Raw genomic sequence first — 25,226 nt, forward strand, 5'->3', positions numbered from 1 at the left:
CCCACAAGGAGATACCCATGCGTCGCAGCCTTCTTGCCCTCTTTCTGATTGCCTCGATGGACGCCTTCCCGGCCCATGCCCACGCTCCTAGCCCCGGACCCAATGGTGGTCTCAAGGTCGATGCGGGAGCCAATCACCATATCGAGCTGGTCGTCGCCGGCACGGAACAGGTGAGCGTCTATCTCTTCGACGCGGCTGACCAGCCGGTGCCGTCGGCGGGCTACAGCGGAAATGCCATCCTGTTGGTTGATGGAAGCCCGCAGCGCTTCGCGCTCACGCCAAGCGAAGGCAATCGTCTCATCGGCACGTCGCCCGCACCGGTCCCACAAGGTGTGAAAGGCGCCGTCCAGATCTCCGCTCCCGATGGCACCACCGCGCAGGCCAAGTTCTGACGTCGCGAAGCGGCCCTCTCCGTGACAAGCTATCACAAAAGCGCGAGCGACCGTGGATGCCACCTTGGTGCCCTGGCTTTGGGCATCAGTCAACTGGACGGTCGAGCGGCAATGATTTCCGCTTTTGGAGGCCAAGTATGCGGTGGCTCAGTCATCACAGGCCCAGGCAGCTTTGCGCCTCCAAATCTGTCATTCGCGCTCGTGGGCCATTGATGCCAGCGGACCCTCGAGGAACGCGAGGTCCGTCCCATCGAATGCGCCCTATCGCATCGCCTTCTCGAACAGAAATCCTTCGTCATCAGGCAGATCGTTGGAACCGGGGTTGTTGTGGTCCGGGTGCTTGGCATTGAAGAACGCAATGATCTTGAAGCCGCATTTGTTGACGTAGAAGTGGATGTTCCTCTTCTCGAAATACGGCGTATGCGTTTGCCAGGTGACAGTCTGTGGGTAGCGGGCTTCAATTGCAAGCCAGGCTTTGTGGCCGAGGCCGTGCCCATGCTCGCCGACGTCAAGGAAAAAGAGGTCGAGCGTGTTGTGATGGGTCTCTTCGTTGATCGTCACCACGGCGCCCCCGACCTTCCTGCCGTCTGAGAGAATGCGCAGCACAACGGCCCCAGGAGCGCTCATGGATTTGTCGAGATCTTCGTCGTCAGGGATGGGCCCATCTGGCAGTTCCCCGTATTCGGCGATCACCGCAATGGCAAAGGCCTCCTGAAGTTCTTTCTTGAAGGCCGGGAAATCGCTTGCATCGGCGACGGCCAGGCTAACACTGTTGCTGCTCATATCTTTCTCGCGACATCCCTTTGACAATCGGGATCGGAGCCGGCCTGATTCTCCAGACTCCGTCGGAAGAATTGTCGGCTGAGTGGGCCATCGATCCATGTGCACCATGCTACACGGCTCATCTTGAGACCGTGTGGAGGATATGTGGAGACGGTGTGGAGGCCGAGGCTCGGGCCAAGTCGATGCAGCCATCGAGATGAGACTTGGCGGGCGAGAACTCAGGAAACCGGTTTTCCGAGCGAAATCTCGAACATCGCGCCGCCTTTGTCGGAGGGAGCATAGCGAACTCTACCGCCGTGAGCCTCAACAATCGCACGAACTACGGATAGACCCAGACCATTCCCGCCCTTTTCCAGCGATCCGGACTCTCCTCCTCTTCGGAAGGGTTCGAAAGCGGAAGCGGCGATATCGGGGGCAAGGCCCGGGCCTTCGTCGGTTACCCGCAGGATAACCTGATCATTGTGCACGCCAAGGCTGATTTCGATAATGCCTCGATGCGCGTAGCGACGCGCATTTGTAACGAGCGCCAGAAGAGCCTGGCGGATCCGCATGGCATCCACCGGAACCACCACGTCGCTCAGGTCGAGCCTCAGCTCGAAACCATCCTGTTTCAGCTCCTGATCCAGCACGGACGCGAGCCGCACGATTTCATCCATCAGACGGACCGGCTGAAGACGAAGGTCGAGGTGACCGCTATCGGCAAGCGTGACCGTTCTAAGGTCCTCCACGAGCCTTGCAAGCGAATCGACCTGCAGGACCAGGGCATGAAGCGACTTTTCGTCGGGCTCGAAGACGCCATCGATCATACCCTGCAGGCGACCCTTCAGGATGGTCAGAGGCGTGCGCAATTCATGGGCGATCGTGGCGTTCCATAAGGTCATGTCGGCAGCCATATCCTGAAGCCGTTGCGCCATGGCGTTGAAGTCTTGAACCAGAAGCGCGGTCTCGCCGAGAGAATGGTCGCCGGGGATGGCGCGGGCCGAGAGGTCGCCGTCCTTGATCCGTCTTGCGCTCACCGCCAGCGATTCCAGCGGCTCAAGAATGCGTCGCGCCAGCCTGACCGATGCGATGGCCGCCACGATCAGCGCGATGAAGATCAGGACCGCCAAGATGATGAAATCAAAGCCCGTCAGCCAATTGTCGGTGTCTTCGGACCATGGGGAAAAATAGAAGAGGACGGCGAAGGCGAGGTAGGTGCCAAAGAAGACCAGCAGGCCGGCGGCCACGGTGACGGATGCCATGGCAAGAAGGACCTGTCGGCTGAGTCCCTTGACGATCATGGATCGACCGCCAAACGATAGCCGACGCCCCGGATGCTGGCGAGCATGCCTTCGCCGCCAGCCTGTTCGAGCTTCTTGCGCAGCTTGCTCAAATGGCTGTCGATCGTCCGATCCAGCGCATCGGAACCAGGAAGGCAGGCGTCAACCAATTCGCTGCGAGAAAAAACCTTGGTGGGCGTTCGGGCCAGATGCGCCAGCAGTCTGAATTCCGTCAAAGTGAGGGAAAGGGAGACCGACACGCCGTCGTTCTCGATCTTGACCTGATAGCTGTCGAGATCGATCGTGAGGTTTCCGACGCGGATAACCGCCCCTGCCTGGGTGAGGCCGGCGCGACGCAACACGGCCTTGGCCCGCGCGACGACCTCGATCGGATTGAACGGCTTGACGATGTAGTCGTCCGCACCGATGCGCAGCCCCTGCAGCCGGTCGACATCCTCATCCAGTGCCGTGATCATGATGACGGGCGTGCGGCCGCGTCGCTGGATTTCAGCGAGAAGCTCCCAGCCATCCAGCCGCGGCATGGTGATGTCGGCAAGAACGATATCGGGCTTCAGCGAGCGGTGCAGGTCCAGCGCTACCTGCCCGTCGCGGGCATGGACCGTCCTGAACCCCTCACGGGTAAAATAGGCCTCAAGAATGCCGGCGATCTCCGCATCGTCCTCAGCTATCAAAACAAGTTCTGCCATGATTGTCGCACTCCTTGCGATTTGCATGACACCGAACCATCCGTCGGTCGAGTGGCGATGCATCGCCTCCACACGATCGCAACAAAACCTCCACAATTCGCCAATGGAAAGCTTCTAGAGCATCGCCATCGACTAATCCCTCATGAGACGACGGTGACCTTGATGCGAAACATCGCGCGGTTTTGGATTTTCTGCATTCTATGCGTGCCGTTATTATCTCTACTTGCTTGCAGTGAGCAGCAGGATGCTGATGCGAATTCAGCGGTCGAACCGCAGGCAGTTCGCGTGAGTGCAATGACGGTCCGGCCGCAAGCCGTCACGATCTATGACGAATTACCGGGACGGGTCAGTGCCTTGCGCACGGCCGAGATCCGGCCGCAGGTCAGCGGCATCATTCAAAAGAAGCTCTTCCAAGAGGGCTCGTTCGTAAACGCTGATGCGCCGCTCTTCCAGATCGATCCAGAACCCTTTGCGGCCGATGTCGACGCGGCTTCCGCCGTGCTAGCGCGTGCCGAAGCCGAATTCGTCAATGCCAAGGTGAAGTTCGAGCGCGCCGAGCTTCTCTCGGCACAGAAGATCACCAGTGACGAGGCTTTCAACAATGCGACCGCGACACTCGCTCAGGCTAAGGCGAACGTGGCCGAGGCCACGGCCAATCTGGCACGACGAAAACTCGAATTGTCGAATGCTACGATCCGCAGCCCGATCAGTGGGACGATCGGTCAATCCTTCATGACAGAAGGTGGCCTCGCCTCCTCTTCCGGGAGCGCGCCGCTTGCTGTGATCCAGCAGATCGACCAGGTCTATGTGGATGTCCGTCAATCCTCGATGAGCCTTGAAAGCCTCCGCGAGACGGCATTGGGTTCCGACGCCAAGGATCCGGAAAAACTGCCGGTCAAGATCAGGACCATCACGGACAAGCCCTACGCCCATACGGGCACCATCGTGTTTTCCGACATCTCCGTCGATAACGCTACAGGGAGTCTGGGGATCCGCATCCTCGTCCCGAACCCCGAAAACCAGTTGCTGCCGGGCATGTTCGTGCGTGCGCTTGTGCCGCGTGAGGTCTATTCCGCAGCACTGCTTGTGCCTCAAGAGGCCGTGATGCGCGACCCGACTGGAAAGCCGCAACTCGTCATCGTCACCGCCAACAAGACGGGCGAAAAACGCCCGGTCGAACTGGGGCCGCTTATCAATCGCCACTACCTCGTAAAGCGCGGTCTCGCGGCTGGTGAATCCGTTGTCGTGCAGGGGCAGGAGAGGGTTCAAACTGGCCAGATTCTGGAGATCACACCGGTCCAACCCGCCCCCGATACGCAGAGCTGAGACGCCCGCCATGCCGCAATTTTTCATCGAACGGCCCGTCTTCGCATGGGTCATCGCGATCATGATCGTACTCGCCGGTCTGATCACCATCCCGCAACTGCCCGTGTCGCGCTACCCGGCGATTGCTCCACCGAGCGTGTCGATTTTCGCGAGCTATCCGGGCGCGACCCCGCAGGTGATCAACGACAGTGTCACGAGCCTGATTGAACGTGAGATCTCCGGCGCAAAGAATGTGCTTTACTTCGACTCGTCCGCCGACTCCTCTGGGTCGACGACCGTCACCGTCACCTTCAAGCCGGGCACGGACCCCGAGCTGGCACAGGTGGACGTTCAGAACAGGCTGAAAGCTGTCGAAACGCGTTTGCCGGAGGCAGTACGCCGGGCTGGGCTGTCGGTGGAGTCGGCCTCGTCAGGCTTCCTGATGATCGTCTCCTTGAAGTCGAAAGACGGCGCCATCGACGCATTGGCGCTCGATGATTATCTCGTGCGCAACATCGCTCCTGAACTCAAGCGGGTATCAGGTGTCGGCCGCGTCCAGTCCTTCGGGTCCGAGGCTGCCATGCGGATCTGGGTCGACCCCACGCGCCTGCTTGCGCACTCCATTTCGATGGCCGAGGTCACACAGGCAATCCAGTCACAGAACCTTCAGGTGGCGCCTGGGCGGCTTGGAGATGCGCCGACTGTTCCAGGGCAAAAGGTCAGCATACCGCTCAATGTCAGAGGCCAACTCCAGACCGTTGAGGAATTCTCGGACATCATCCTTCGCTCTAATCCAGACGGCTCTCGCCTGACACTGGGTGAGGTCGCGCGCATCGAGATTGGGTCCCAGTCGTCGGGCTTTGCCATTCTCGACGGCGGCAAGCCTGCCACGGCAGCCGCCATCCAGGTGACCCCCGGGGCAAATGCGGTCAGCACCTCTAGCGGTGTTCGTGCGCGGCTGGCAGAGCTTTCGCTGACCATGCCGCCGGGGATCGAGTATGCGATCTCTTACGATACGGCACCCTTCGTGAAGGTCTCTATCCAGAAAGTGGCGCAGACACTGGCCGAGGCAATGGTGCTCGTCTTTCTGATCATGCTGCTCTTTCTGCAAAATATCCGATACACGCTCATTCCGGCCATCGTCGCACCGATCGCACTGCTTGGCACCTTCGCCGTCATGCTGGCTTTAGGGTATTCCATCAATGTGCTGACGATGTTCGGCATGGTCCTTGCGATCGGCATTATCGTGGACGACGCGATCGTGGTCGTCGAGAACGTCGAGCGCCTGATGGCAAAGGAAGGTCTGTCGCCGCGTGATGCGACGCGCAAGGCCATGGGCGAGATCACGGGCGCGGTGATCGGGATCACGCTTGTGCTAACGGCTGTCCTTCTCCCAATGGGAATGGCCTCCGGCTCGGTTGGTGCAATCTATCGTCAGTTCACGGTGTCGATGGGCGTGTCGATCGTTTTCTCTGCGTTTCTGGCTCTCAGCCTCACCCCCGCTCTATGCGCGAGCTTGTTGAAGCCGATCGACCACGCGCACCATCAGCGGAAAGGTCTTTTCGGCTGGTTCAACCGGGGATTTGCTCGCTTGAGCGAGGGCTACTCGGACTGGATCACACGGCTTGTGCAGCGGACCGGTCGGACAATGTTTGTCTATGTCGCGATTGTGGGCGCAGTCGCCTATGGTTACGGCACGCTGGCCACAGCATTCGTGCCGGAGGAGGACCAGGGTTCGTTCATGACCTCCATCACGCTGCCGGCAGAGGCAACGGCTGAACGCACCCGCGACGTCGTCGACCTCTTCGAGAAGCATGTCCAGACGCGACCGGATATCGTCAATAACCTGACGATCATGGGCTTCGGTTTCTCGGGCTCGGGCACCAATACCGCGATGGCCTTCACCAGCCTGAGGGATTGGGACAAGCGCTCAGGCAGCGTTGACGGTGAGGTAAATGCGGCGACAGTCGCAATGGCTGCCGCGCCGGAGGGCGAGGTTTTCAGCATGAAGCCGCCAGCCATTGATGAGCTCGGTACAACCTCGGGATTTGCGCTGAAGCTTCAAGACCGCGCCAACCACGGGGAGAAAGCCCTTGCTGCGGCTGCAGCCCAACTCACGCAACTTGCATCTGAGAACAAGTTGCTGAGCGACGTGCGCGTGGACGGGCTGCCAAACGGCCCGAGCGTTACCCTTGTGGTCGATCGCCAGAAGGCCAGTGCACTGGGAGTCGCCTACACGACGATCAGTGACACGCTCAGTGGTTCCGTTGGCTCGATCTATGTCAATGACTTTCCCCGCAACGGCCGCCTCCAACAGGTCATCGTCCAGGCCGAGCCGAAAAGCCGCATGCAGGTTGATGATATCCTCAACCTGCATGTCCGGAGTGATGCCGGCAAGATGGTTCAGCTCTCCGAAATCGTGACTGCAGAATGGTCCACCATTCCGCTGCAGGTGGCCCGCTACAACGGATATCCGTCCCTCAGCCTGTCGGGTTCCGCAGCAAAGGGTGTTTCGAGCGGTAAAGCCATGGATGAAATGGAGCAACTGGCATTGAAGCTTCCCAAGGGCTTTACCGTCGAATGGACGGGGCAGTCACTGCAGGAGCGGCAATCGGGGGCTGAGGCGCCGATGCTGATGGCCTTCTCGTTCCTGATTGTCTTTTTGGTGCTCGCAGCGCTTTACGAAAGCTGGACCATTCCACTCTCCGTCATGCTGGTTGTCCCGCTCGGGATCATCGGGGCGGTGATCGCTGTTCATCTGCGTGGCCTGGAAAACGATGTCTTCTTCAAGGTCGGCTTGATCACCCTGATCGGCCTTTCCGCCAAGAACGCCGTCCTGATCGTCGAGTTCGCCCGCAAGCGCCAAAGCGATGGACTAGGGCTGATCGAAGCAGTCGTCGAGGCAGCGCGATTGCGTCTCCGGCCGATCGTCATGACCTCGCTCGCCTTCACCCTGGGCGTCGTTCCACTGGTCATTGCCTCGGGTGCAAGCTCGGAGACCCAGAATGCGATCGGAACAGGCCTCTTCGGCGGGATGATTTCCGGCACGGTGCTGGCGCTGATCTTTGTCCCGGTCTTCTTTGTCGTTGTGACGCGGCTGTCGCGGCGGCAAGAAAGGTCGCATACGCTTTCCAGCAATGGCTAGACCGCATCAACGACGCGGGAAACGGCCTCGTTCATCCTGGTTCGTCCGCTTCTATCGCTTGCGCGGCTGAATAGCCCCGCGTTTGATAGACAGCCTCGGGTTAGGTTTTCTGCGGCTTCTCGAAGTCTAAGGGCGACAGCATCCCGTTCCTGACGTTCTTGCGTTTCGGGTTGTAGAACATCTCGATGTAGTCGAGCACGTCCTTGCGAGATTCATCGCGTGAGCGGTAGACCCTGCGGCGAATTCGCTCTCGCTTCAGAAGATTGAAGAAGCTCTCGGCCACCGCGTTGTCACGGCAGTTGCCGCGTCGGCTCATCGAGTGAACCAGATTGTGGCGCTTGAGGAACGAGGCCCAGTCCATGCTGGTGAATTGCGAGCCCTGGTCCGAAGGAATCAGCACCTTGTCCTTCGGCTTTCGCCTCCACACGCCATGAGCAGAGCCTGCAACATAACGTCCGTGGTTTGGCGGCCTTGTACTGCCCAGCCGATGACCCGGCAGGAATAGAGGTCGATGACGACCGCAAGGTAAGCGAAGCCCTCGCAGGTTGCGCGGGAATCGGTAGATTCGCAAGGGTAGATAATAGCGCGAAACTGATCCCTGTGGATCATCCGCTTCTGTGCAGCACTTAGCTTCAGCTAATGCTCATTAAGTGCTTGATTTAATTTAGAAAAATATGATTGGCTGGGGAACCTGGATTCGAACCAAGATTAACGGAGTCAGAGTCCGTCGTTCTACCGTTGAACTATTCCCCAGCAGGGGGTTACGAGCTTGCGTGACCCGTCGGTGAGGCGGGCTTATAAACAAAAGCCGGGCGATTGCAAATACCTGTTTTCAAAAAAAATGCATGGCGGCAGCAGCGCGGTCGAAAGCGCCCGCTGCGCGGCTCGAGCCGCTTCTCGGGTCCTGTGGAAAAACAGTTTGGCGAATGGGCCTGGCGCTGTTATCATTTTCCCAACGAAAATCGAACATGGCGCCAGCGGCATGCCCCAGAGGCCTTGCGCGGTGCAACGGAAAAGTTCAGTGACAGACCCCGATCGCGGCCAGCGGCCGCCAAGCGAGGGACCGTCGACGGGTAAACGCAAAGGCGGGGGCTCCCGCCGGCGCGGCAAGGCAGGAAGGGGCGCTCCGAAGCATTCGTGCGTCGCCGCTTCGGCTTTGGAGGCGGTGGCTTTCGAGCCACAGGCGCCGCGACGCTCCGAAATCGACGAGGCCGAAGCTCCCGTCCGCAAGCGCAAGCGCCGGCGGCGGAACAAGGCGGCCCAGGTCTTGGCCGGTTCCAGTGAAATTGCACCTCCGCCACCGCGGGCCGCGGTTGCGCAGCAGCCGGTTCCGCAGGCCGAGGACAAGCCGGGCAAGAAGCGCAGGCGCCACCGTTCGCGCCGCGGTCCCCAGGGACGTCCGCTTGCTCCTGCCGCTCCGCCTCCTGCAAGGCAGCCGGCCGCCGCCGTGCTGGTGGCGCCTCCGTCCGGCCATAACACCCATCATGCGCAAGGGCCCCGTCGCGGGCCGGTGACGGCCGAACGGCCGCGTCCGCACGCCCCGGCGGAACAGTGGTCTGACGATCTCTATGCCGCGCTCGATCTCGGCACCAACAACTGCCGCCTGCTGATAGCCCAGCCGACGCGCCCCGGCCAGTTCCGCGTGGTCGATGCCTTTTCGCGCATCGTGCGCCTCGGCGAGGGGCTCGGCACCCATGGCCGTCTTTCCACGGATGCGATGGACCGTGCGGTGGAGGCGCTGCGCGTCTGCGCCGCCAAGCTGTCGGGCCGCCAGATCCGCCGCATGCGGCTGATCGCCACCGAGGCCTGCCGTGCTGCGGAGAATGGCGAGGAATTCCTGTCGCGCGTCACTGTCGAGACGGGGCTCGAGCTCGAGATCATCAATCGCGAAACCGAGGCGCGGCTCGCCGTGTCCGGGTGCTCGTCGCTGGTCGGTCGCGAGGCCCGCTCGGTTGTGCTGTTCGACATCGGCGGCGGCTCTTCCGAGATCGCCGTGATCCGCATCGGCGACAACCGCTCCAGCCGGCTTGCCAACCACATCACCCACTGGACCTCGCTTCCTGTCGGCGTGGTGACGCTGTCCGAGCGCCATGGCGGCCGCGATGTGACGCCGGACGTCTTCGAAGCGATGATCGGCGAGGTCGAAGCCATGCTGTCGCGCTTCGAATGCCCGCCGCTTGCCGGCCTGGATGGGCTTCCGCCCGAGGATTTTCATCTGATCGGCACCTCCGGGACGGTGACGACGCTCGCCGGCGTGCATCTCGACCTGCCGCGCTACGACCGCCGCAAGGTCGACGGGCTCTGGCTCTCCGATGCCGAGGTGACCGCGATGCAGGCGAAGCTTCTTTCCTGGGATTATGCCGGCCGCGCCGCCAATCCCTGCATCGGCCCGGACCGTGCCGACCTTGTGCTGGCAGGCTGCGCCATTCTGGAGGCGATCCGCCGGCGCTGGCCGTCGAGCCGCATGCGCGTCGCCGATCGCGGCCTGCGCGAGGGGCTTCTGACCGACATGATGGCTGACGATGGCGTCTGGCGCAGGAACCGCCGCCGCCCGTCGCACGACAGGGAGCGCTGACGACGCATGACCAAGCCACCAATCGGCCGCAAGCTCGGCCAGAAGGTCAAGAAGGGCAAGCTGAAGGCGTCGTCGCGACGCTGGCTTGAACGCCATATCAACGATCCGTATGTCCAGCGCGCCAAGCTCGAGGGTTATCGCGCCCGCGCGGCGTTCAAGCTGCTTGAGATCGACGAGAAGCACCACATTCTCAAGGGCGCACGGCGCATCATCGACCTCGGTGCCGCACCCGGCAGCTGGTCGCAGATTGCCGCCAAGGTCACGAATTCGACGGACGAGGATGTCCGCGTCGCCGCGATCGACTTCCTCGAAATGGCCCCGCTGCCGGGCGTCAAGATCCTGCAGCTCGACTTCCTCGACCCGGCCGCCCCGGAAAAGCTGATGGAGGCGATCGGCGGCACGCCCGATCTCGTCATCTCCGACATGGCGGCGCCGACCACCGGCCACCAGAAGACTGACCACCTGCGCACCATGCATCTTTGCGAAGTGGCGGCCCATTTTGCCGTCGAGGTGCTGGCCGAGGGCGGGCATTTCCTTGCCAAGACCTTCCAGGGCGGCACGGAGAAGGAACTACTCAACATGCTGAAGCAGAATTTTCGCCAGGTCGTGCACATCAAACCGGGCTCGTCGCGCGCCGAATCGGTCGAGATGTTCCTGCTGGCCAAGGGCTTCAAGGGACGCCACGCGGCCGCGGCCGGCGAGGCCGAAACCGACAATGACGAGGCCGGTGCCGAAGCCGAATAGGCCCGGACCAGAGGAACGGCCAGGGGAGGCCAGACCGCGATGCTGCTATACGTGACGGTCGGAACCAACGATCTCGCGCGATCGATCGAGTTTTACGATGCGGCGCTTTTTCCGCTCGGGTTGAAGCGGCAGCGCACCGAACCGGTGGAAGCGGGCTATGGTGCAGACGATGACACGCGTTGCCGTTTCTGGGTGACGAAGCCTTTCGATGGCAATGCGGCGACCTTCGGCAACGGTTCGATGACCGCGCTCGAAGCGCCGAACCGCGCCGCGGTTGACGCCTTCTATCACGCAGCCCTTGCCCATGGCGGATCAGACGAAGGTGCGCCGGGACTCAGGCCTTTTCATCAGCACTTCTATGCGGCCTATGTCCGCGATCCGGATGGAAACAAGCTCTCGGCCGTGTGCGAAAGGCCCGAGTAGTCTCACTTGACGGTCATTTCCTCGTTGATCTCGCGCCCTCTGCCATGTCCGGAGACGGCGGCACCCGCATCGCGGGCCAAGCCGATGAAGGGAAGGACGGCGATGAGCGACAGGCCAGCCACCGCCGCAAAGGCGAGATGGAAGTCTTCGAGGGCAAGCGGCCTGCCGTGATACGCGGTACTGGCTTCGAGGATCGCGGCTGCGACTGCGACCCCGAGCGCCAGGCTGATCTGCTGCAGCACCGAACTCATCGACGTCGCCTGGCTCGCCTGCCGGTCGTCGATTTCGGCATAGGCGAGCGAATTGATGCCGGTGAAGAAGAATGACCGGCAGAAGCCTGCGGCCAGCAGGAAGCCCATGATCACCACGATCGGTGTTGCGGGCGAAAAGAACGCATTGGCAGCCGTGGTCGCCGAACCGGTGATCGCCGCGAAGATCAGCACGCTGCGGAAACCGGCGGCGGCAAAGACCCGCGGCGCCAGAACCTTGGTGGTGATCGCTCCGATCGCGCCGATGAAGGTGGTGAGGCCCGACTGGAACGGCGACATGCCGAAGCCGAGCTGAAGCATGAGCGGCATCAGGAAGGGAATGGCGCCGGCCGCGATGCGGAAGATCGAGCTGCTGAGCGCCGAGGTGCGGAAGGCGGCATTGCGAAACAGCGAAAGATCGAGCAGCGGCGTCGGATGACGAAGGGCGTGAAGCAGGTAGAGCGTGCCGGCGATCACCCCGATCACCGTCGCTCCGATGCCGGCCGCGACCGGTAGTGCCGGCAGGCTCATCACCGACAGGCCGAAGACCACGCCAGAGGCGGCGATTGCGCTGAGGAAGAAGCCCTTGAGGTCGATCGGCGGCGTCTCGACCGCCGGGACCTCGGGCAGGTAGATCGTCGACAGCCAGACGCCGGCAAAGCCGATCGGCACGTTGATCAGGAAGATCCAGTGCCAGCTGAAATAGGTGGTGATGAAACCGCCGACCGGCGGGCCGGTGAGCGGTCCGACGAGCGCCGGGATGGTGAGCAGTGCCATGGCCGAGACCAGTTCGCTGCGCTTTGTCGTGCGCAACAGCACCAGTCGGCCGACCGGCGTCATCATCGCGCCGCCCATGCCCTGCAGGAAGCGCGCCGCGACGAAGGCAAGGAGGGAACCGGAGACCGCGCAGAGGATCGAGCCGGCGACGAACACCAGGATGGCGATGCGGAAGATCTTCTTGGCGCCGTAGCGGTCGGCCATCCAGCCCGAGACCGGAATGAAGATCGCGAGCGCCACCATGTAGGAAGTGAGCGCCAGCTTGAGCGTGATCGGTCCGACGCCGAGATCGGCGGCGATCGCCGGCAGGGCGGTCGAGATCACCGTCGAATCCATCTGCTCCATGAACAGTGCCACGGCGAGGATCAGGGGCGTGATGCGGTTCATCGGGGATGGCCTTGGGGGGACGGCGGGGGGCGATGGGGTTTGCGCAAACGCGGAGAGCTTTAGACGCCGCGGCCGTCCCTGCCAATGCCTGGATATTGCGGTCTTTGCGGAATCACGACTTGGTGATGCGGGTTCCCTGTGGGCTGTCGGCTTCTATCTTTGCCTCGAACCCTCTCGGCCGAGAGGTTCAGGGACGGACAGAGGAGATTTCCAGATGGTGACGATCAACAGACGCATTCTCCTGGGCGGCGCCGGTCTGGCGCTTGCGGCACCTTCGATCATGACACGCGCCGCGCTGGCGCAAAGTGGCGACACGGCGATGAGTATCGATCACGCCATGCCGCCCGAAACCCATCGGTTCAAGCTTGGTGCCTTCGAGGTGGTCGTCGTCAAGGACGGCGCCCGGCCTTCGGAAAAGCCGGGCGAAACCTTCGGAACGGACCAGCCGCCCGAGGCCGTCGGTGAACTGCTCGAAGCAAACTTCCTGCCGGCCGACAAGTTCGTGAACAGCTTCGCGCCCGTGCTGGTCAATACCGGCTCCGAGGTGATCCTGTTCGACACCGGTCTGGGCGAGGGCGGGCGCGTCAACGGCATGGGGCGATTGATCGAGGGGTTGACCGCGGCAGGCTATACCCGCGAGGACGTGACGATCGTGGTCCTGACCCACATGCATGGTGACCATATCGGCGGCCTGATGGAGGGCGGAAAGCCTGCCTTTCCCAATGCGCGTTACGTGGCGGGCCAGGCGGAATACGACTTCTGGGTTGATCCGGCCCGCGCCGGCACACCGGCGGAAAACGGCCAGAAGGGTGTGCTTGCCAGCGTCAAGCCGCTCGCCGAGAAGACGACCTTCATCGGTGACGGAGCGGATGTCGTGAGCGGCGTGACCGCCATGGCGGCCTTCGGCCACTCTCCGGGCCACATGATCTACAGGCTGGAATCGGAAGGCCGCCAGCTCGTACTTGCCGCGGATACCGCCAATCACTTCGTCCTGTCGCTGCAGCGTCCGGATTGGGAGGTGAAGTTCGACATGGACAAGGCTGCCGCCGCCACGGCCCGCCGCAAGGTGTTCGACATGATCGCCGCAGACAGGCTCGCCTTCCTCGGCTATCACATGCCGTTCCCGGCGGTCGGATATGCGGAAAAGCTCGACACCGGCTATCGGTTCGTGCCGAAAGCCTACCAGTTCGATATCTGACCAAGACTGAGGCCGCGGCTTGCCGCCGCGGCCACCGGGCCTCGCTCAGGCCGGCTGGCAGAGCTCATTCGATGCCTGGTCGAGAAACTGCTCCATGCGCCGGTCGAGGTCTGCTTCGGAAACGGTCACGCCGGCAAGAGCAAGATCCCGTTTCAGCCGGTCCAGCAGGCGATGCGGTTCGACGACCTGTTCTGCCGCGAGCGTCGAGGCATAAGCTTCGACCTCGTCGAGGCCCATGACATATCCCGCCCAGCGGCCGATCATGCGATCGCGACGCGCTTTGGTCCTGAAACGCAGCTCTTCCTGGCGTGCGTACTGGAATTCGAGAGCCTGCGCCCTTTGTTTCAATGCGGTCATTCTGTCCCCCTTCTTGTTGTCTTTTGCTCCTTCCCCAAGGAGTACACCGACCTTTGCACGGTTCCTTTTCAGGCTTCGTGTCGGATAAAGCTAAAATTTGAGCGATCTTCCGATTTTTTCCGGAACGAGGGGAGGTGAGGGGCGGGGTCACCCAGTCAGGTCGTACAGGACGTTTTCTCTATTCCCTTCCTGTCATGAACGTGTTACCAGCCCTCGCCAACTTCCAAGCAATCTTGCAGGAGCAGGCGGGACGTATGATTCGTTCCCGAGCGTTTCCGGCATTCTCAAATGAAGGAATTGGCAATGGCACGCATCGTAATGTCGGCAACCGGAGCGGAAGCGCTCACCTTCGACGACGTCCTCCTGCAGCCCGGACATTCCGAGATCATGCCGGGGCAGACCAACATCTCCACCCGCATCGCAAAAGACATCGATCTCTCGCTCCCGATCCTGTCGTCCGCCATGGACACCGTGACGGAGAGCCGCCTGGCGATCGCAATGGCCCAGTCCGGCGGCATGGGCGTCATCCATCGCAACCTGACCCCGATCGAGCAGGCCGAGGAAGTCCGCCAGGTCAAGAAGTTCGAGAGCGGCATGGTCGTCAACCCGGTCACCATCGGGCCGGAAGCCACGCTCGCCGAAGCCAAGGCCCTGATGAGCGCTCACGGCATTTCCGGCATCCCTGTGGTCGAAGGGGCGAACCGCCCGGGCCGCCTCGTTGGCATCCTCACCAACCGCGACGTCCGCTTTGCCTCCGACCCCAGCCAGAAGATCTACGAACTGATGACCCGCGAGAACCTCGTCACGGTCAAGGACGGCGTCGACCAGCAGGAAGCCAAGCGTCTCTTGCATTCGCACCGCATCGAGAAACTGCTCGTTGTCGACAATGAAGGCCGTTGTGTCGGCCTGATCACCGTGAAGGACATCGAGAAGTCGCAGCTCAACCCGCATGCCGCCAAGGATGCCCAGGGTCGCCTGCGCGTCGCTGCCGCGATTTCGACCGGCGATGACGGCGTCGAGCGCGCCGAGCGCCTGATCGATGCTGGTGTCGACGTCATCGTCGTCGATACGGCTCATGGCCACAGCCAGAAGGTTCTCGATGCCGTCGCCCAGGTGAAGAAGATGTCGAACGCCGTTCGCATCATCGCCGGCAATGTCGCCACCGGTGAGGGGACCCTTGCCCTGATCGATGCTGGCGCCGACTGCGTGAAGGTCGGTATCGGTCCGGGCTCGATCTGCACCACCCGTATTGTCGCAGGCGTCGGCGTTCCGCAGCTCGCAGCCGTCATGGCCGCGGTCGAGGAAGCCAACAAGCATGGCATACCGGTCATCGCCGACGGCGGTCTCAAGTTCTCCGGTGACGTTGCGAAGGCAATTGCCGCCGGCGCATCGGCCGTCATGGTCGGTTCGCTGCTGGCCGGAACCGATGAAAGCCCGGGCGAGGTCTATCTCTACCAGGGCCGCTCCTTCAAGGCCTATCGCGGCATGGGCTCCGTTGGCGCCATGGCGCGCGGCTCGGCCGACCGCTATTTCCAGGCCGAGGTCCGCGACACGCTGAAGCTCGTTCCGGAAGGCATCGAGGGCCAGGTTCCCTACAAGGGCCCGGTCTCGGCGGTCCTGCACCAGCTCGCCGGTGGCCTGAAGGCGGCCATGGGCTATGTCGGCGGCGTCGACATCAAGGACTTCCAGGAAAAGGCGACCTTCGTGCGCATTTCCGGCGCCGGTCTTCGTGAGAGCCATCCGCATGGCGTCACGATCACCCGCGAAAGCCCGAACTATCCGGGCGCCTCGTGATCCTGACGCGTCTGCCGGGGCCGCGACGGGCGCCGCTCCTCTGGGCGAGCGGCGCACTCTCGGCCGTGCTGCTCGCCTGGTTGAATCTGGGCTTTGCCGCTACCTTCCGCGAACTCACCGGCGGCAGGCCCATGCCGGATCTCGATATCGACAGCTCGAGGGAGGGGTTGGCCGCCCTGAAATCCATGCTGGAGGGGCGGCCGGAGGCGGCCGGGCTTCTGCGCACCCTGCATCTGGGACCTGATCTCGTCCTGCCGGCGGCCTTGGGGCTCTTCCTGTTTCTGCTGATGCGCCGGGTTGCGAAGGGGGCAAACCTCTATGGCCGCCCGGCGGAGCGTCTCTTGCCGGCGCTCCTCGCCCTTCCGCTCGCCTATGGGGCGATCGACTATGCCGAAAACGTCGTGGCTCTCATGCTTTTTCCGCCATCGCTGCCGACACCGGGAGCGGCAAGCCTTCTGGCCGGCGCGCTTGTCTGGCTGACGCGTTTGAAATTCCTCGCTCTCGTCGTTTCCGGTGTGCTGGTGCTTCGGCTCGCTTTCAGTCCGAGGTCGACGGACGGTCAATGACGCGTGCGGGGCAGGCAGGTCCGACCGCGCCGCCTTTGGTAACAGGGACCCGAGGTCCGGCCTTGCACCACATATCGATTTGAGGATTTGGGTTTCAGATGACCGGTTTTGAAATGTTCTGGCCTCTCGTGGCCCATGCCTTTCTCGTCTTTGGGCTCTACGTCCTGCTGGTCATACGCCGCGCCGCCGTCGTACGTGCGGGCAAGGTCGAGCGCATCGCATTCCGCGAGAACCTCGCCGAGCCGGAGGAGAGCCGGGTCGTCAATCGGGCGATCGCCAACCAGTTCGAGTTGCCTGTTCTCTTCTATGTCGTATCTCTGCTGCTCTTCGTGACGGAAGCCGACAATCTCGTGGCCGTCGTGCTCGCCTGGGTCTTCGTCTTCGCGCGTTACCTGCAGGCCGCCATGCATCTCGCCGGCAACCTGCCTTTGCGCCGGCTGTCGTTCATGCTGGGCGTTGCCGCGCTCTTTCTTCTCTGGCTCTGGCTGGCTGCCTGGATGGCGACCAGCTGAAGTCCTCACGGCATCGTGTGTGGGCTGAGGCCGCTCTCGCACTATCTTGCGATGGTGTGCAATCCGCCCTCGCAAGGAGTGTGTCATGTCAAAGCCCGAAATCACCCAGGCCATGATCGATGCCTATGACGAATACACCCACCTGACTCTCGATCGTCGCGGCTTCATGCAGAAGCTGACGACGCTCGCCGGTTCCGGCGCCGCCGCGGCGGCGATCGTGCCGCTTCTCTCCGCCAGCAAGGCCCAGGCCGCGATGGTCGAGGAGGGCGATGCCCGCCTCGCTGCCGAAGACATGACCTATCCTGGTGCCGGCGGCGAGATGAAAGGCTATCTTGCCATGCCGAAGGATGCGCCGGGAAAGCTTCCGGCCGTCATCGTCATTCACGAGAACCGCGGTCTCAACCCCCATATCCGTGACGTCGCCCGCCGCATGGCGCTGGAAGGTTTCGTCGCGCTGGCCCCGGACTTCCTCTCGCCGGCCGGCGGCACACCGGACAATGAGGACAAGGCGCGCGAAATGTTCTCCGGCCTCGATATGGGTGCGACCGTCGCCAACGGCGAGGCGACGCGAGCCTTCCTCGCTGCCCATGACAAGGTCAACGGCAAGGTTGGCGCGATCGGCTTCTGCTGGGGCGGCGGCATGGTCAACCGGATGGCGATTGCCTCTCCCGAACTCGGCGCGGGCATCGCCTATTATGGTGCGCAGCCGCCGGCCGAAGACGTGCCGAAGATCAGGGCGCCGCTGATGCTGCACTATGCGGGCCTGGACGAACGGATCAATGCCGGGATCGAGGCCTATAAGGCTGCGCTCGAAAAGAATGGCAAGACCTTCGAGATCTTCGTCTATGAAGGCGTCAACCACGCCTTCAACAACGATACTTCGGCGGCACGCTACGACAAGGCGGCGGCCGAACTTGCCTGGTTGCGCACCGTCGAGTTCCTGAAGAAGAACCTCGCCTGATGGCGAGGTTCTGATGTGGTTGATTTCGAGTGTCACAGATCTGCGACGTTGCGAACGGCCCTTTCATGACAATCGAATGAAACTTTTCGGTCTTTGATATTGATCAAGTTGCTGGCCGGATGACGCGACTAGCTTTCGGTCAACCGGCGCTTGCACGTGCCGGGTCATTCGTTTGGCTTCAACGATTTCAGGGAGAATGTCATGGCATCGACAATGAAGGCCGCCGTGGTGCGGGAGTTCGGCAAGCCGCTGGTGATCGAGGAAATGCCGATTCCGGATCCCGGTCCGGGCCAGATCCTCGTCAAGTACGAAGCCACCGGCGTGTGCCACACCGACCTGCATGCCGCCAACGGCGATTGGCCGGTCAAGCCCAATCCGCCGTTCATCCCCGGCCACGAGGGCGTGGGTTATGTCGCCAAGCTTGGCGCCGGCGTTTCCCGCATCAAGGAAGGCGACCGCGTCGGCGTTCCGTGGCTGCACACCGCCTGCGGTTGCTGCTCGCCCTGCCGCACCGGCTGGGAAACGCTGTGCGGCAGCCAGCAGAACACCGGCTACTCGGTCAACGGCACGTTTGCCCAATACGGTCTCGCCGATCCGGATTTCGTCGGCCGCCTGCCGGACAATCTCGAATTCGGCCCCGCCGCCCCCGTGCTCTGCGCCGGCGTTACCGTCTACAAGGGCTTGAAGGAAACCGAAGTGCGCCCCGGCGAATGGGTTGTCATCTCCGGCATCGGCGGTCTTGGCCATATGGCCGTGCAATACGCCAAGGCCATGGGCATGCACGTCGTTGCCGCCGACATCTTCGATGACAAGCTGAAACTCGCCAGGGACCTCGGCGCCGACGTCGTCGTCAATGGAAAGGCCGCGGATGCGATCGAACAGGTGCAGAAGGCGACCGGTGGCGTGCATGGCGCCCTCGTTACTGCCGTGTCGCCGAAAGCCATGGAGCAGGCCTATGGCTTCCTGCGCTCCAAGGGCACGATGGCGCTGGTCGGTCTGCCCCCGGGCTTCATCTCGCTGCCGGTCTTCGAAACCGTCCTGAAGCGCATCACTGTGCGCGGCTCGATCGTCGGCACGCGCCAGGATCTTGAGGAATCGCTGGTCTTCGCCGGCGAGGGCAAGGTCGCCTCGCACTTCTCCTGGGACAAGATCGAAAACATCAACGACATCTTCCACCGCATGGAAGAAGGCAAGATCGACGGCCGCATCGTGCTTGATCTCAACGCCTGAGATCGCTGAATGACATTAGGGCCGGCGGTGCGCGATGGCGTGCCGCCGGCCTCTTTCTTTGCGTTCAGGCCTCGGGGCGTGCGCCTTCCGTCGCCGGCTCGGCAGTCGCCGCCAGACTCACCGTCTTCTGCCGGCTGGCGAGGATGGCCGTGGCCAGTGCCTCCATGTCGGCGCGGCGGGGGCTGGATCGGCGCCAGATGAGGCCGATTTCGCGCGAGGGTGGCGGATCCGCGAAGGGCACGATGCGGATCGATGTCCGTGCCGTTTCCGTTTCGATCGCCATTTCGGGGATCAGGGTAAGCCCCATGTCCTCGGAGACCATCTGCAACAGCGTGGTCATCGAAGTCGCGCCGAAATTGACGAGGCTGCGCCGGCTTGCCGCCTTGCAGACGGAGAGTGCCTGTTCGCGCAGGCAATGGCCTTCCTCGAGCAGAAGCAGGCGATCCGGATCGACCTGCGTTTCGGTGAGTGGTGAGAGCAGCACCTCGGTGTCGTTGCTCGATGTCGCCATGTAGAACCGGTCGATGAACAGGCTGCGCGTCGCAACGTTGTCGGCCTCGATCGGTAGGGCGGCGATGATCGCGTCGAGCCGTCCTTCGCCGAGATCGGCAAGCAGACGATCGGTGATCGCCTCCTTGAGCTCCAGCTCGATCAGCGGATGCTCGCGTCGCAGATGCGGGATCAGTTTCGGCACGAGATAGGGCGCGACCGTCGGAATGATGCCTAGCCTCAGCAGGCCCTCCAGCGTTCCGGTCGAGTGGCGGGCGGCTTCTTCCAGCCGGTCGACCCCGGCGAGAACGGCGCGCACATGGACCAAGAGCTCCCGGCCTTTGGCCGTCAGCAGCGTATTGGATCGGGTTCGCTCGACCAGCCGGACACCAAGGTGTTTTTCCATCTCCATGATCTGCGCGGATAGCGCCGGCTGGCTGATGTGCACCATTTCGGCGGCGCGGCCGAAGTGCAGCGTGGTGGCGAGCGCCTCGAAATAGCGCAGTTGACGGATGCTAATCATGATAGGTTTTTCCTATCAAAAATTACATTAAATACAATTGGAAATTATGGAACGTTTCGCCGAAGGTGGATCTCGGAAACACTCGTATCTGAGAAAAGAAACAGGAGGCGAAGATGAACGAGCACGTCAAATCAGCCGGCAAATGTCCGGTCATGCATGGCGGCAACACCGCCATGGGCAAGTCTGTCATGGAATGGTGGCCGAATGCGCTGAACCTCGACATCCTGCACCAGCACGACAGCAAGACCAATCCGCTGGGCAAGGACTTCAACTATCGCGAAGAACTGAAGAAGCTCGACGTCGAGGCACTGAAGGCCGATCTTCGCGCGCTAATGCTGGACAGCCAGGAATGGTGGCCGGCCGATTGGGGCTCCTATGTCGGCATGATGGCCCGCGTCACCTGGCATGCCGCCGGCTCCTACCGCGTCACCGACGGCCGGGGCGGCGCCAACACCGGCAACCAGCGCTTTGCGCCGCTCAACTCCTGGCCGGACAACGTCAATACCGACAAGGGCCGCCGCCTGCTGTGGCCGATCAAGAAGAAGTACGGCAACAAGATTTCCTGGGCCGACCTGATCGCGCTCGCCGGCACGATCGCCTATGATGTCGCGGGCCTGAAGACGTTCGGCTTCGCCTTTGGCCGCGAGGACATCTGGCATCCGGAAAAGGACACCTATTGGGGTGACGAAAAGGAATGGCTGGCGCCGAGCGACGGCCGCTATGGCGACGTGACCAAGCCGGAAACGCTGGAAAATCCGCTCGCCGCCGTGCAGATGGGCCTCATCTATGTGAATCCGGAAGGCGTGAACGGCAAGTCCGACCCGTTGGCGACCGCCGCCCAGATGCGCGAGACCTTCGCCCGCATGGGCATGAATGATGAAGAGACCGTCGCGCTCACCGCCGGCGGCCACACGATCGGCAAGTGCCATGGCAATGGCAGCGCCGCCAATCTCAGCCCCGATCCGGAAGCAGCCGGCCCCGAATTCCAGGGCCTTGGCTGGATGAACACCAAGGGCCGCGGGGTTGGCCGTGACACCGTCGTCTCCGGTCTCGAAGGCGCCTGGACCAGCGAGCCGACCAAGTGGGACAACGGCTTCTTCAAGATGCTGTTCGGCCATGAATGGCATCTGGTGACCAGCCCCGCCGGCGCCCACCAGTGGGAACCGATCTCGATCGCCGAGGAAGACCGTCCGGTCGACGTCGAGGATCCGTCGATCCGCCGCACCCCGATGATGACCGACGCCGACATGGCCCTTCGCGTCGATCCGATCTACCGCGAAATTTCGTTGAAATTCCGCGACGATCAGGACTACTTCTCGGACGTCTTCGCCCGGGCCTGGTTCAAGCTGACCCACCGCGACGTCGGGCCTAAGTCCCGCTATTTCGGCCCGGACGTTCCGGCCGAAGACCTGATCTGGCAGGATCCGATCCCGGCCGGCCGCACTGACTACGACGTCGTCGCGGTCAAGGCCAAGATCATCAACAGCGGTCTGTCGATCGCCGAATTGGTCGCCACCGCCTGGGATAGCGCACGCACTTTCCGCGGTTCCGACAAGCGCGGCGGCGCCAATGGTGCCCGCATTCGCCTCGCCCCGCAGAAGGATTGGGAAGGCAATGAGCCGGCTCGTCTGGCCAAGGTGCTTTCGGTCCTCGAGGGCATTGCCGCCGAGACCGGTGCCAGCATCTCCGACGTGATCGTGCTCGCCGGCAATGTGGGTGTCGAACTGGCGGCCAAGGCGGCCGGCTTCGATATCACCGTGCCCTTCGCGCCTGGTCGTGGCGACGCCACTGCCGAGCAGACCGACGCGGAAGGTTTCGCCGTGCTCGAACCGCTGGCCGACGGCTTCCGCAACTGGCAGAAGAAGGACTATGTCGTCAGCCCCGAGGAAATGCTGCTCGACCGAGCCCAGTTGATGGGGCTGACTGCCCCGGAAATGACCGTGCTCATCGGCGGCCTCCGCGTGCTCGGCACCAATTACGGCGGCTCGAAGCAGGGCGTGTTCACCGACCGTGTCGGTGCGCTCACCACCGATTTCTTCACCACGCTGACGGACATGGCCTATTCCTGGGTCCCGACCGGCAGCAACTCGTATGACATTCGTGACCGCAAGACCGGCGCGACCAGGTACACGGCCTCCCGCGTCGATCTCGTGCTTGGCTCGAACTCGATCCTGCGTGCCTACGCGGAAGTCTACGCCCAGGACGACAGCAAGCAGAAGTTCGTCCACGACTTCGTCGCTGCCTGGGTCAAGGTGATGAACGCCGACCGCTTCGACATTGCCTGACCCCGGTCCGGTGGCCGGCTCCGGCCGGCCACCCCCCCCCCCCACCACCCAGGTTGTCGAAATGTGATGCCGGCCGTCGGGATGGCACAGCCGCTCCGACGGTCGGCGTACTTTTTCAGCTATCGTTAAAGTGCGATCTTTCCTTTTAAGTCAAAGGGGCTAAAACGACGTCTAAGCGTACCGTGTCGGTGTGCTGTAGGCTCTTGCCGCGGCGGGAGTCTGGGACAGGTGTGATGAGTACCAAGAAGTCGAATGGCCGCCTGCAATTGCGCAAGACGCCGCAGCAGGAACGAAGCATTCAGCGTCTGGAAGCCATTCTGGAAGCCGCCGTCGAGATGATCGCGCAGAATGGCGTCGGCAATCTGAAGATGACGGATCTTGCCGCCCGTGCCGGTGTTCCGATCGGATCGCTTTACCAGTTCTTCCCCGAACGTGCGGCCGTCGTCCGCGCCTTGCACGATCGTCACACGGAGCGTGTCGAGACCGGCGCGGAGCGCGTCTTTTCGAAGGTGTCATCGATAGCCGAGGCCGAAACCTTGATGGAGTCGGCGGTCGATGTCTTTTACAGCACCTTCCGCGACGATCCCGTCTATCTTCCTGTCTGGCTGGCGGCGATTTCGGATCCGGATCTGCAGCGGCTCAACACCGATCACCAGGCCCGGCTGACCGCGATCATGTGCAAGATCTTCCGCCCGTTGCTGCCCGAAGGCAGTGCGATCGATCTTGAAATCCGCGTGATGCTGTTCGTCTATCTGACCGGGGCCACCGTCCGCCGTGCGATGATCGAGGACGACAGGACGGCCCGCCGGATTCTTGATGAATTCAAGAACAGCGTTCGAAAGGCGATGTTCACGCCCTGACGGCGAGTGGCTCCCGAAAAGGAGGTCACGTACCCCGTGCTTACCAGCCCGGCATCATGTTGCCGGTCCTCAGCCGCGGATAGTAGCGCGGATAGGTCTTCACGTCGCTTTCCAGATCGTCCTCGACGACCGTCGGCGTGATGTTGTCGAGGCAGGCCGAGATATGGTCCGTGATCGCATTCATCAGCGATGTCGACAGGCCGGGACGCTTCATCAGGCCGATCTGCACCGGCGGAAGCGGCGGGAAGCCGTCGCTCTGCGTCAGCACCTTCATCCCCGTTCTGAGTGCCGATTCCGGCAGGATCGACACGGCCATGCCGGCGAGCACGGCTGCGGCGACGACCGTCGATGACCAGCTGGTGAACAGGATCTGGTAGTCGCGCCCGTCGGCGTCGAGCGCCGAGCAGGCGAGTTGCCGCCACTGACAGTCGCGCCGCCCGACCGCGAGCGGCACGGGGGCATCGTCCTTGAGTGGATGGTTGGCAGATCCCACCCAGCACAGCGGCTCGGTGCGCACCACATCCGACTGCCGCAGCAGCGGATTGTGGGTGACGAGCGCGATGTCCAGCTCTCCCTTTGCCATCTTCTCGGCCAGGTCGACGGATGGCTCGCAGACGATGTAGAGCTCGACATTCGGATGTGTCTTGGCAAAACGCCCGATGATCTCCGGCATATAACGGTCGGCATAGTCGTCGGGCGTACCGATGCGCAGCGTGCCTTCGAGGCGGTTGTCGTCGAAGGCGGCGATTGCTTCCGAGTTCAGGCGGATGATCCGGCGCGCATAGTTCAGAAGCTTGTCGCCTTCTGCCGACAGCCGGTTGCCGCGTCCGTCCTTGATGAAGAGCTGCTTGCCGATACGCTCTTCGAGACGCCGCATCTGCATCGATACCGCCGACTGGGTCTTGAATACCCGCCCCGCAGCCTTGGTGAAGCTGCCGGTATCGACGATGGCGACGAAGGTCTGCAACTGGTCAATATCGAGAGGAGCCGACATGAGGAAACATCCATAAGAACGATTGATGCTTACTATTAGAAACATTCGTTGGACTGATCAATACCATTTTGCCATTGTCAATTTGCAAATCAGCAATCAACGGCGGCGCCTTCGGTGCTGCAAACAGGTTTCGGTTGCACCCTGCCGCCATGCGACAGGGGGCTGCCTTTTCTCGTGCCAATCGAAAGGATGACCACAATGCGCACGACCGAACGGATGATCGAGCTCGACATTGCCGAACCCCGGCAGGCGGTTTTCGCCCGCCTCACGCTGTCGCTCACCCATTTTCAGTCCGTCTGGCGTGCCATCCGCAACCGACGTGCAGCGAACCGTCTTGCCGATCTCGATGACTTCCAGCTGCGCGACATTGGGCTTAACCGCAGCGATGTCGAGCAGATCCTGAGGTCTTCCGGTGTGACGGACGATCCTTCGCTGCAACTGACGCGTTCGGCCCGCATGCGTGCGCGCCGCTCGCTCCATGGCTTGCCGATCGATTGATCGCCTTTCCAGAATCCCCGCAGGGTGACAGCCAATAAGCCCTGCTTCTTGCCCGGTATGGTCCAGATCCATGCCGGGCTTTTTTTGTTATGGATTATGCGCAATTTTGCCCTTTATCCACAAGCAAGGGATGCAAAAGTAACGGCTTGCTAACGCTGATCTGGAACGATGCCGATCCTCACGCGGCCAAACGCCAGTTCAGCGGAGCCATCGC

22 protein-coding genes, 1 tRNA gene and 1 pseudogene are annotated in these 25,226 nt (G+C 62.2%); 15 read left to right on the top strand and 9 right to left on the bottom strand.

Going from position 1 to position 25,226, the window contains the following annotated elements; genetic code table 11:
• Positions 1-17: 17 nt before the first annotated feature.
• Positions 18-392, top strand: a complete 375-nt coding sequence (locus ACX93L_RS10375; protein WP_459404763.1) for a hypothetical protein — start codon at positions 18-20, stop codon at positions 390-392.
• A 261-nt stretch (positions 393-653) separates the two neighbouring features.
• Here ACX93L_RS10375 and ACX93L_RS10380 read toward each other — a convergent pair whose 3' ends face one another.
• The 3 genes from ACX93L_RS10380 to ACX93L_RS10390 form a co-directional block, all read right to left on the bottom strand.
• Positions 654-1,175 (bottom strand): GNAT family N-acetyltransferase, encoded by a 522-nt coding sequence (locus tag ACX93L_RS10380; protein ID WP_459404764.1) that lies wholly within the window; start codon positions 1,173-1,175, stop codon positions 654-656.
• A 218-nt stretch (positions 1,176-1,393) separates the two neighbouring features.
• Positions 1,394-2,455 (bottom strand): ATP-binding protein, encoded by a 1,062-nt coding sequence (locus ACX93L_RS10385; protein WP_459404765.1) that lies wholly within the window; start codon positions 2,453-2,455, stop codon positions 1,394-1,396.
• Positions 2,452-3,141 (bottom strand): response regulator, encoded by a 690-nt coding sequence (locus tag ACX93L_RS10390; RefSeq protein WP_459404766.1) that lies wholly within the window; start codon positions 3,139-3,141, stop codon positions 2,452-2,454. Before ACX93L_RS10390 ends, ACX93L_RS10385 begins: the two co-directional genes overlap by 4 nt.
• A gap of 162 nt (positions 3,142-3,303) precedes the next feature.
• Here ACX93L_RS10390 and ACX93L_RS10395 point away from each other — a divergent pair, with 162 nt between their 5' ends.
• Positions 3,304-4,467, top strand: a complete 1,164-nt coding sequence (locus ACX93L_RS10395) for an efflux RND transporter periplasmic adaptor subunit (RefSeq protein ID WP_459404767.1) — start codon at positions 3,304-3,306, stop codon at positions 4,465-4,467.
• Positions 4,468-4,477: 10 nt separating this feature from the next.
• Positions 4,478-7,591, top strand: coding sequence for a multidrug efflux RND transporter permease subunit (locus ACX93L_RS10400; RefSeq protein ID WP_459404768.1), 3,114 nt, complete (start codon positions 4,478-4,480; stop codon positions 7,589-7,591).
• A 100-nt stretch (positions 7,592-7,691) separates the two neighbouring features.
• Here the strand turns inward: ACX93L_RS10400 and ACX93L_RS10405 are convergent.
• A pseudogene (locus ACX93L_RS10405) lies at positions 7,692-8,137 on the bottom strand (IS3 family transposase); the annotation flags it as partial.
• A gap of 133 nt (positions 8,138-8,270) precedes the next feature.
• Positions 8,271-8,344 (bottom strand) — tRNA-Gln (locus ACX93L_RS10410).
• Between the two features lie 268 nt (positions 8,345-8,612).
• On the opposite strand from ACX93L_RS10410, the gene ACX93L_RS10415 reads away from it, so the two are divergent.
• From ACX93L_RS10415 to ACX93L_RS10425, 3 genes are read left to right on the top strand one after another with little or no spacing between them, the layout of a single operon-like run.
• The gene (locus ACX93L_RS10415; protein ID WP_459404769.1) at positions 8,613-10,166 is read left to right on the top strand and encodes a Ppx/GppA phosphatase family protein; all 1,554 of its coding nucleotides are present in this window, start codon (positions 8,613-8,615) and stop codon (positions 10,164-10,166) included.
• 6 nt (positions 10,167-10,172) lie between these two features.
• Positions 10,173-10,910, top strand: a complete 738-nt coding sequence (locus ACX93L_RS10420; RefSeq protein WP_459404770.1) for an RlmE family RNA methyltransferase — start codon at positions 10,173-10,175, stop codon at positions 10,908-10,910.
• A gap of 39 nt (positions 10,911-10,949) precedes the next feature.
• Positions 10,950-11,333, top strand: a complete 384-nt coding sequence (locus ACX93L_RS10425) for a VOC family protein (RefSeq protein WP_459404771.1) — start codon at positions 10,950-10,952, stop codon at positions 11,331-11,333.
• Between the two features lie 2 nt (positions 11,334-11,335).
• Here ACX93L_RS10425 and ACX93L_RS10430 read toward each other — a convergent pair whose 3' ends face one another.
• Complete coding sequence (locus ACX93L_RS10430; RefSeq protein WP_459404772.1) at positions 11,336-12,745, bottom strand: DHA2 family efflux MFS transporter permease subunit; 1,410 nt, start codon at positions 12,743-12,745, stop codon at positions 11,336-11,338.
• A 214-nt stretch (positions 12,746-12,959) separates the two neighbouring features.
• Between ACX93L_RS10430 and ACX93L_RS10435 the strand changes: the two genes are divergently transcribed.
• Positions 12,960-13,943, top strand: a complete 984-nt coding sequence (locus ACX93L_RS10435) for an MBL fold metallo-hydrolase (protein WP_459404773.1) — start codon at positions 12,960-12,962, stop codon at positions 13,941-13,943.
• Positions 13,944-13,988: 45 nt separating this feature from the next.
• Here the strand turns inward: ACX93L_RS10435 and ACX93L_RS10440 are convergent, their stop codons facing one another.
• The gene (locus ACX93L_RS10440) at positions 13,989-14,300 is read right to left on the bottom strand and encodes an ATPase inhibitor subunit zeta (protein WP_459404774.1); all 312 of its coding nucleotides are present in this window, start codon (positions 14,298-14,300) and stop codon (positions 13,989-13,991) included.
• Between the two features lie 303 nt (positions 14,301-14,603).
• Here ACX93L_RS10440 and guaB point away from each other — a divergent pair, with 303 nt between their 5' ends.
• The 5 genes from guaB (at position 14,604) to adhP (ending at position 19,363) form a co-directional block, all read left to right on the top strand.
• Positions 14,604-16,094 carry an IMP dehydrogenase gene (guaB, locus tag ACX93L_RS10445; protein ID WP_459404775.1) on the top strand — a complete coding sequence of 497 codons (1,491 nt, stop codon included), beginning with the start codon at positions 14,604-14,606 and terminating at the stop codon, positions 16,092-16,094.
• Positions 16,091-16,660, top strand: a complete 570-nt coding sequence (locus ACX93L_RS10450) for a hypothetical protein (RefSeq protein WP_459404776.1) — start codon at positions 16,091-16,093, stop codon at positions 16,658-16,660. Before guaB ends, ACX93L_RS10450 begins: the two co-directional genes overlap by 4 nt.
• 98 nt (positions 16,661-16,758) lie before the next feature.
• Positions 16,759-17,172 carry an MAPEG family protein gene (locus ACX93L_RS10455; protein WP_459404777.1) on the top strand — a complete coding sequence of 138 codons (414 nt, stop codon included), beginning with the start codon at positions 16,759-16,761 and terminating at the stop codon, positions 17,170-17,172.
• Positions 17,173-17,257: 85 nt separating this feature from the next.
• Entirely contained in the window at positions 17,258-18,133 is an 876-nt protein-coding gene (locus ACX93L_RS10460; RefSeq protein WP_459404778.1) for a dienelactone hydrolase family protein, read from the top strand.
• 201 nt (positions 18,134-18,334) lie between these two features.
• Positions 18,335-19,363, top strand: coding sequence for an alcohol dehydrogenase AdhP (gene adhP, locus ACX93L_RS10465; protein ID WP_459404779.1), 1,029 nt, complete (start codon positions 18,335-18,337; stop codon positions 19,361-19,363).
• 64 nt (positions 19,364-19,427) lie between these two features.
• Here the strand turns inward: adhP and ACX93L_RS10470 are convergent, their stop codons facing one another.
• A complete protein-coding gene (locus tag ACX93L_RS10470; protein ID WP_459404780.1) occupies positions 19,428-20,375 on the bottom strand; it encodes a LysR substrate-binding domain-containing protein in 948 nt (315 codons plus the stop codon).
• 113 nt (positions 20,376-20,488) lie between these two features.
• On the opposite strand from ACX93L_RS10470, the gene katG reads away from it, so the two are divergent.
• On the top strand, positions 20,489-22,660 hold the full coding sequence (katG, locus tag ACX93L_RS10475) for a catalase/peroxidase HPI (protein ID WP_459404781.1): 2,172 nt from the start codon (positions 20,489-20,491) through the stop codon (positions 22,658-22,660).
• A gap of 233 nt (positions 22,661-22,893) precedes the next feature.
• The gene (locus ACX93L_RS10480; protein WP_459404782.1) at positions 22,894-23,520 is read left to right on the top strand and encodes a TetR/AcrR family transcriptional regulator; all 627 of its coding nucleotides are present in this window, start codon (positions 22,894-22,896) and stop codon (positions 23,518-23,520) included.
• Positions 23,521-23,560: 40 nt separating this feature from the next.
• Here ACX93L_RS10480 and ACX93L_RS10485 read toward each other — a convergent pair whose 3' ends face one another.
• A complete protein-coding gene (locus tag ACX93L_RS10485) occupies positions 23,561-24,514 on the bottom strand; it encodes a LysR substrate-binding domain-containing protein (protein WP_459404783.1) in 954 nt (317 codons plus the stop codon).
• Positions 24,515-24,712: 198 nt separating this feature from the next.
• Between ACX93L_RS10485 and ACX93L_RS10490 the strand changes: the two genes are divergently transcribed.
• Complete coding sequence (locus ACX93L_RS10490; RefSeq protein WP_459404784.1) at positions 24,713-25,012, top strand: DUF1127 domain-containing protein; 300 nt, start codon at positions 24,713-24,715, stop codon at positions 25,010-25,012.
• The last annotated feature ends 214 nt before the right edge of the window (positions 25,013-25,226 follow it).

Source organism: Rhizobium sp. CAU 1783 (assembly GCF_054551725.1).

Excerpts from the sequence above, each read along its gene's own strand:
- ACX93L_RS10375 (WP_459404763.1), top strand. The coding sequence starts at position 18 with ATGCGTCGCAGCCTTCTTGCCCTCTTTCTGATTGCCTCGATGGACGCC.
- ACX93L_RS10380 (WP_459404764.1), bottom strand. The coding sequence starts at position 1,175 with ATGAGCAGCAACAGTGTTAGCCTGGCCGTCGCCGATGCAAGCGATTTC.
- ACX93L_RS10385 (WP_459404765.1), bottom strand. The coding sequence starts at position 2,455 with ATGATCGTCAAGGGACTCAGCCGACAGGTCCTTCTTGCCATGGCATCC.
- ACX93L_RS10390 (WP_459404766.1), bottom strand. The coding sequence starts at position 3,141 with ATGGCAGAACTTGTTTTGATAGCTGAGGACGATGCGGAGATCGCCGGC.
- ACX93L_RS10395 (WP_459404767.1), top strand. The coding sequence starts at position 3,304 with ATGCGAAACATCGCGCGGTTTTGGATTTTCTGCATTCTATGCGTGCCG.
- ACX93L_RS10400 (WP_459404768.1), top strand. The coding sequence starts at position 4,478 with ATGCCGCAATTTTTCATCGAACGGCCCGTCTTCGCATGGGTCATCGCG.
- ACX93L_RS10420 (WP_459404770.1), top strand. The coding sequence starts at position 10,173 with ATGACCAAGCCACCAATCGGCCGCAAGCTCGGCCAGAAGGTCAAGAAG.
- ACX93L_RS10425 (WP_459404771.1), top strand. The coding sequence starts at position 10,950 with ATGCTGCTATACGTGACGGTCGGAACCAACGATCTCGCGCGATCGATC.
- ACX93L_RS10430 (WP_459404772.1), bottom strand. The coding sequence starts at position 12,745 with ATGAACCGCATCACGCCCCTGATCCTCGCCGTGGCACTGTTCATGGAG.
- ACX93L_RS10435 (WP_459404773.1), top strand. The coding sequence starts at position 12,960 with ATGGTGACGATCAACAGACGCATTCTCCTGGGCGGCGCCGGTCTGGCG.
- ACX93L_RS10440 (WP_459404774.1), bottom strand. The coding sequence starts at position 14,300 with ATGACCGCATTGAAACAAAGGGCGCAGGCTCTCGAATTCCAGTACGCA.
- guaB (WP_459404775.1), top strand. The coding sequence starts at position 14,604 with ATGGCACGCATCGTAATGTCGGCAACCGGAGCGGAAGCGCTCACCTTC.
- ACX93L_RS10455 (WP_459404777.1), top strand. The coding sequence starts at position 16,759 with ATGACCGGTTTTGAAATGTTCTGGCCTCTCGTGGCCCATGCCTTTCTC.
- ACX93L_RS10460 (WP_459404778.1), top strand. The coding sequence starts at position 17,258 with ATGTCAAAGCCCGAAATCACCCAGGCCATGATCGATGCCTATGACGAA.
- adhP (WP_459404779.1), top strand. The coding sequence starts at position 18,335 with ATGGCATCGACAATGAAGGCCGCCGTGGTGCGGGAGTTCGGCAAGCCG.
- ACX93L_RS10470 (WP_459404780.1), bottom strand. The coding sequence starts at position 20,375 with ATGATTAGCATCCGTCAACTGCGCTATTTCGAGGCGCTCGCCACCACG.
- katG (WP_459404781.1), top strand. The coding sequence starts at position 20,489 with ATGAACGAGCACGTCAAATCAGCCGGCAAATGTCCGGTCATGCATGGC.
- ACX93L_RS10480 (WP_459404782.1), top strand. The coding sequence starts at position 22,894 with ATGAGTACCAAGAAGTCGAATGGCCGCCTGCAATTGCGCAAGACGCCG.
- ACX93L_RS10485 (WP_459404783.1), bottom strand. The coding sequence starts at position 24,514 with ATGTCGGCTCCTCTCGATATTGACCAGTTGCAGACCTTCGTCGCCATC.
- ACX93L_RS10490 (WP_459404784.1), top strand. The coding sequence starts at position 24,713 with ATGCGCACGACCGAACGGATGATCGAGCTCGACATTGCCGAACCCCGG.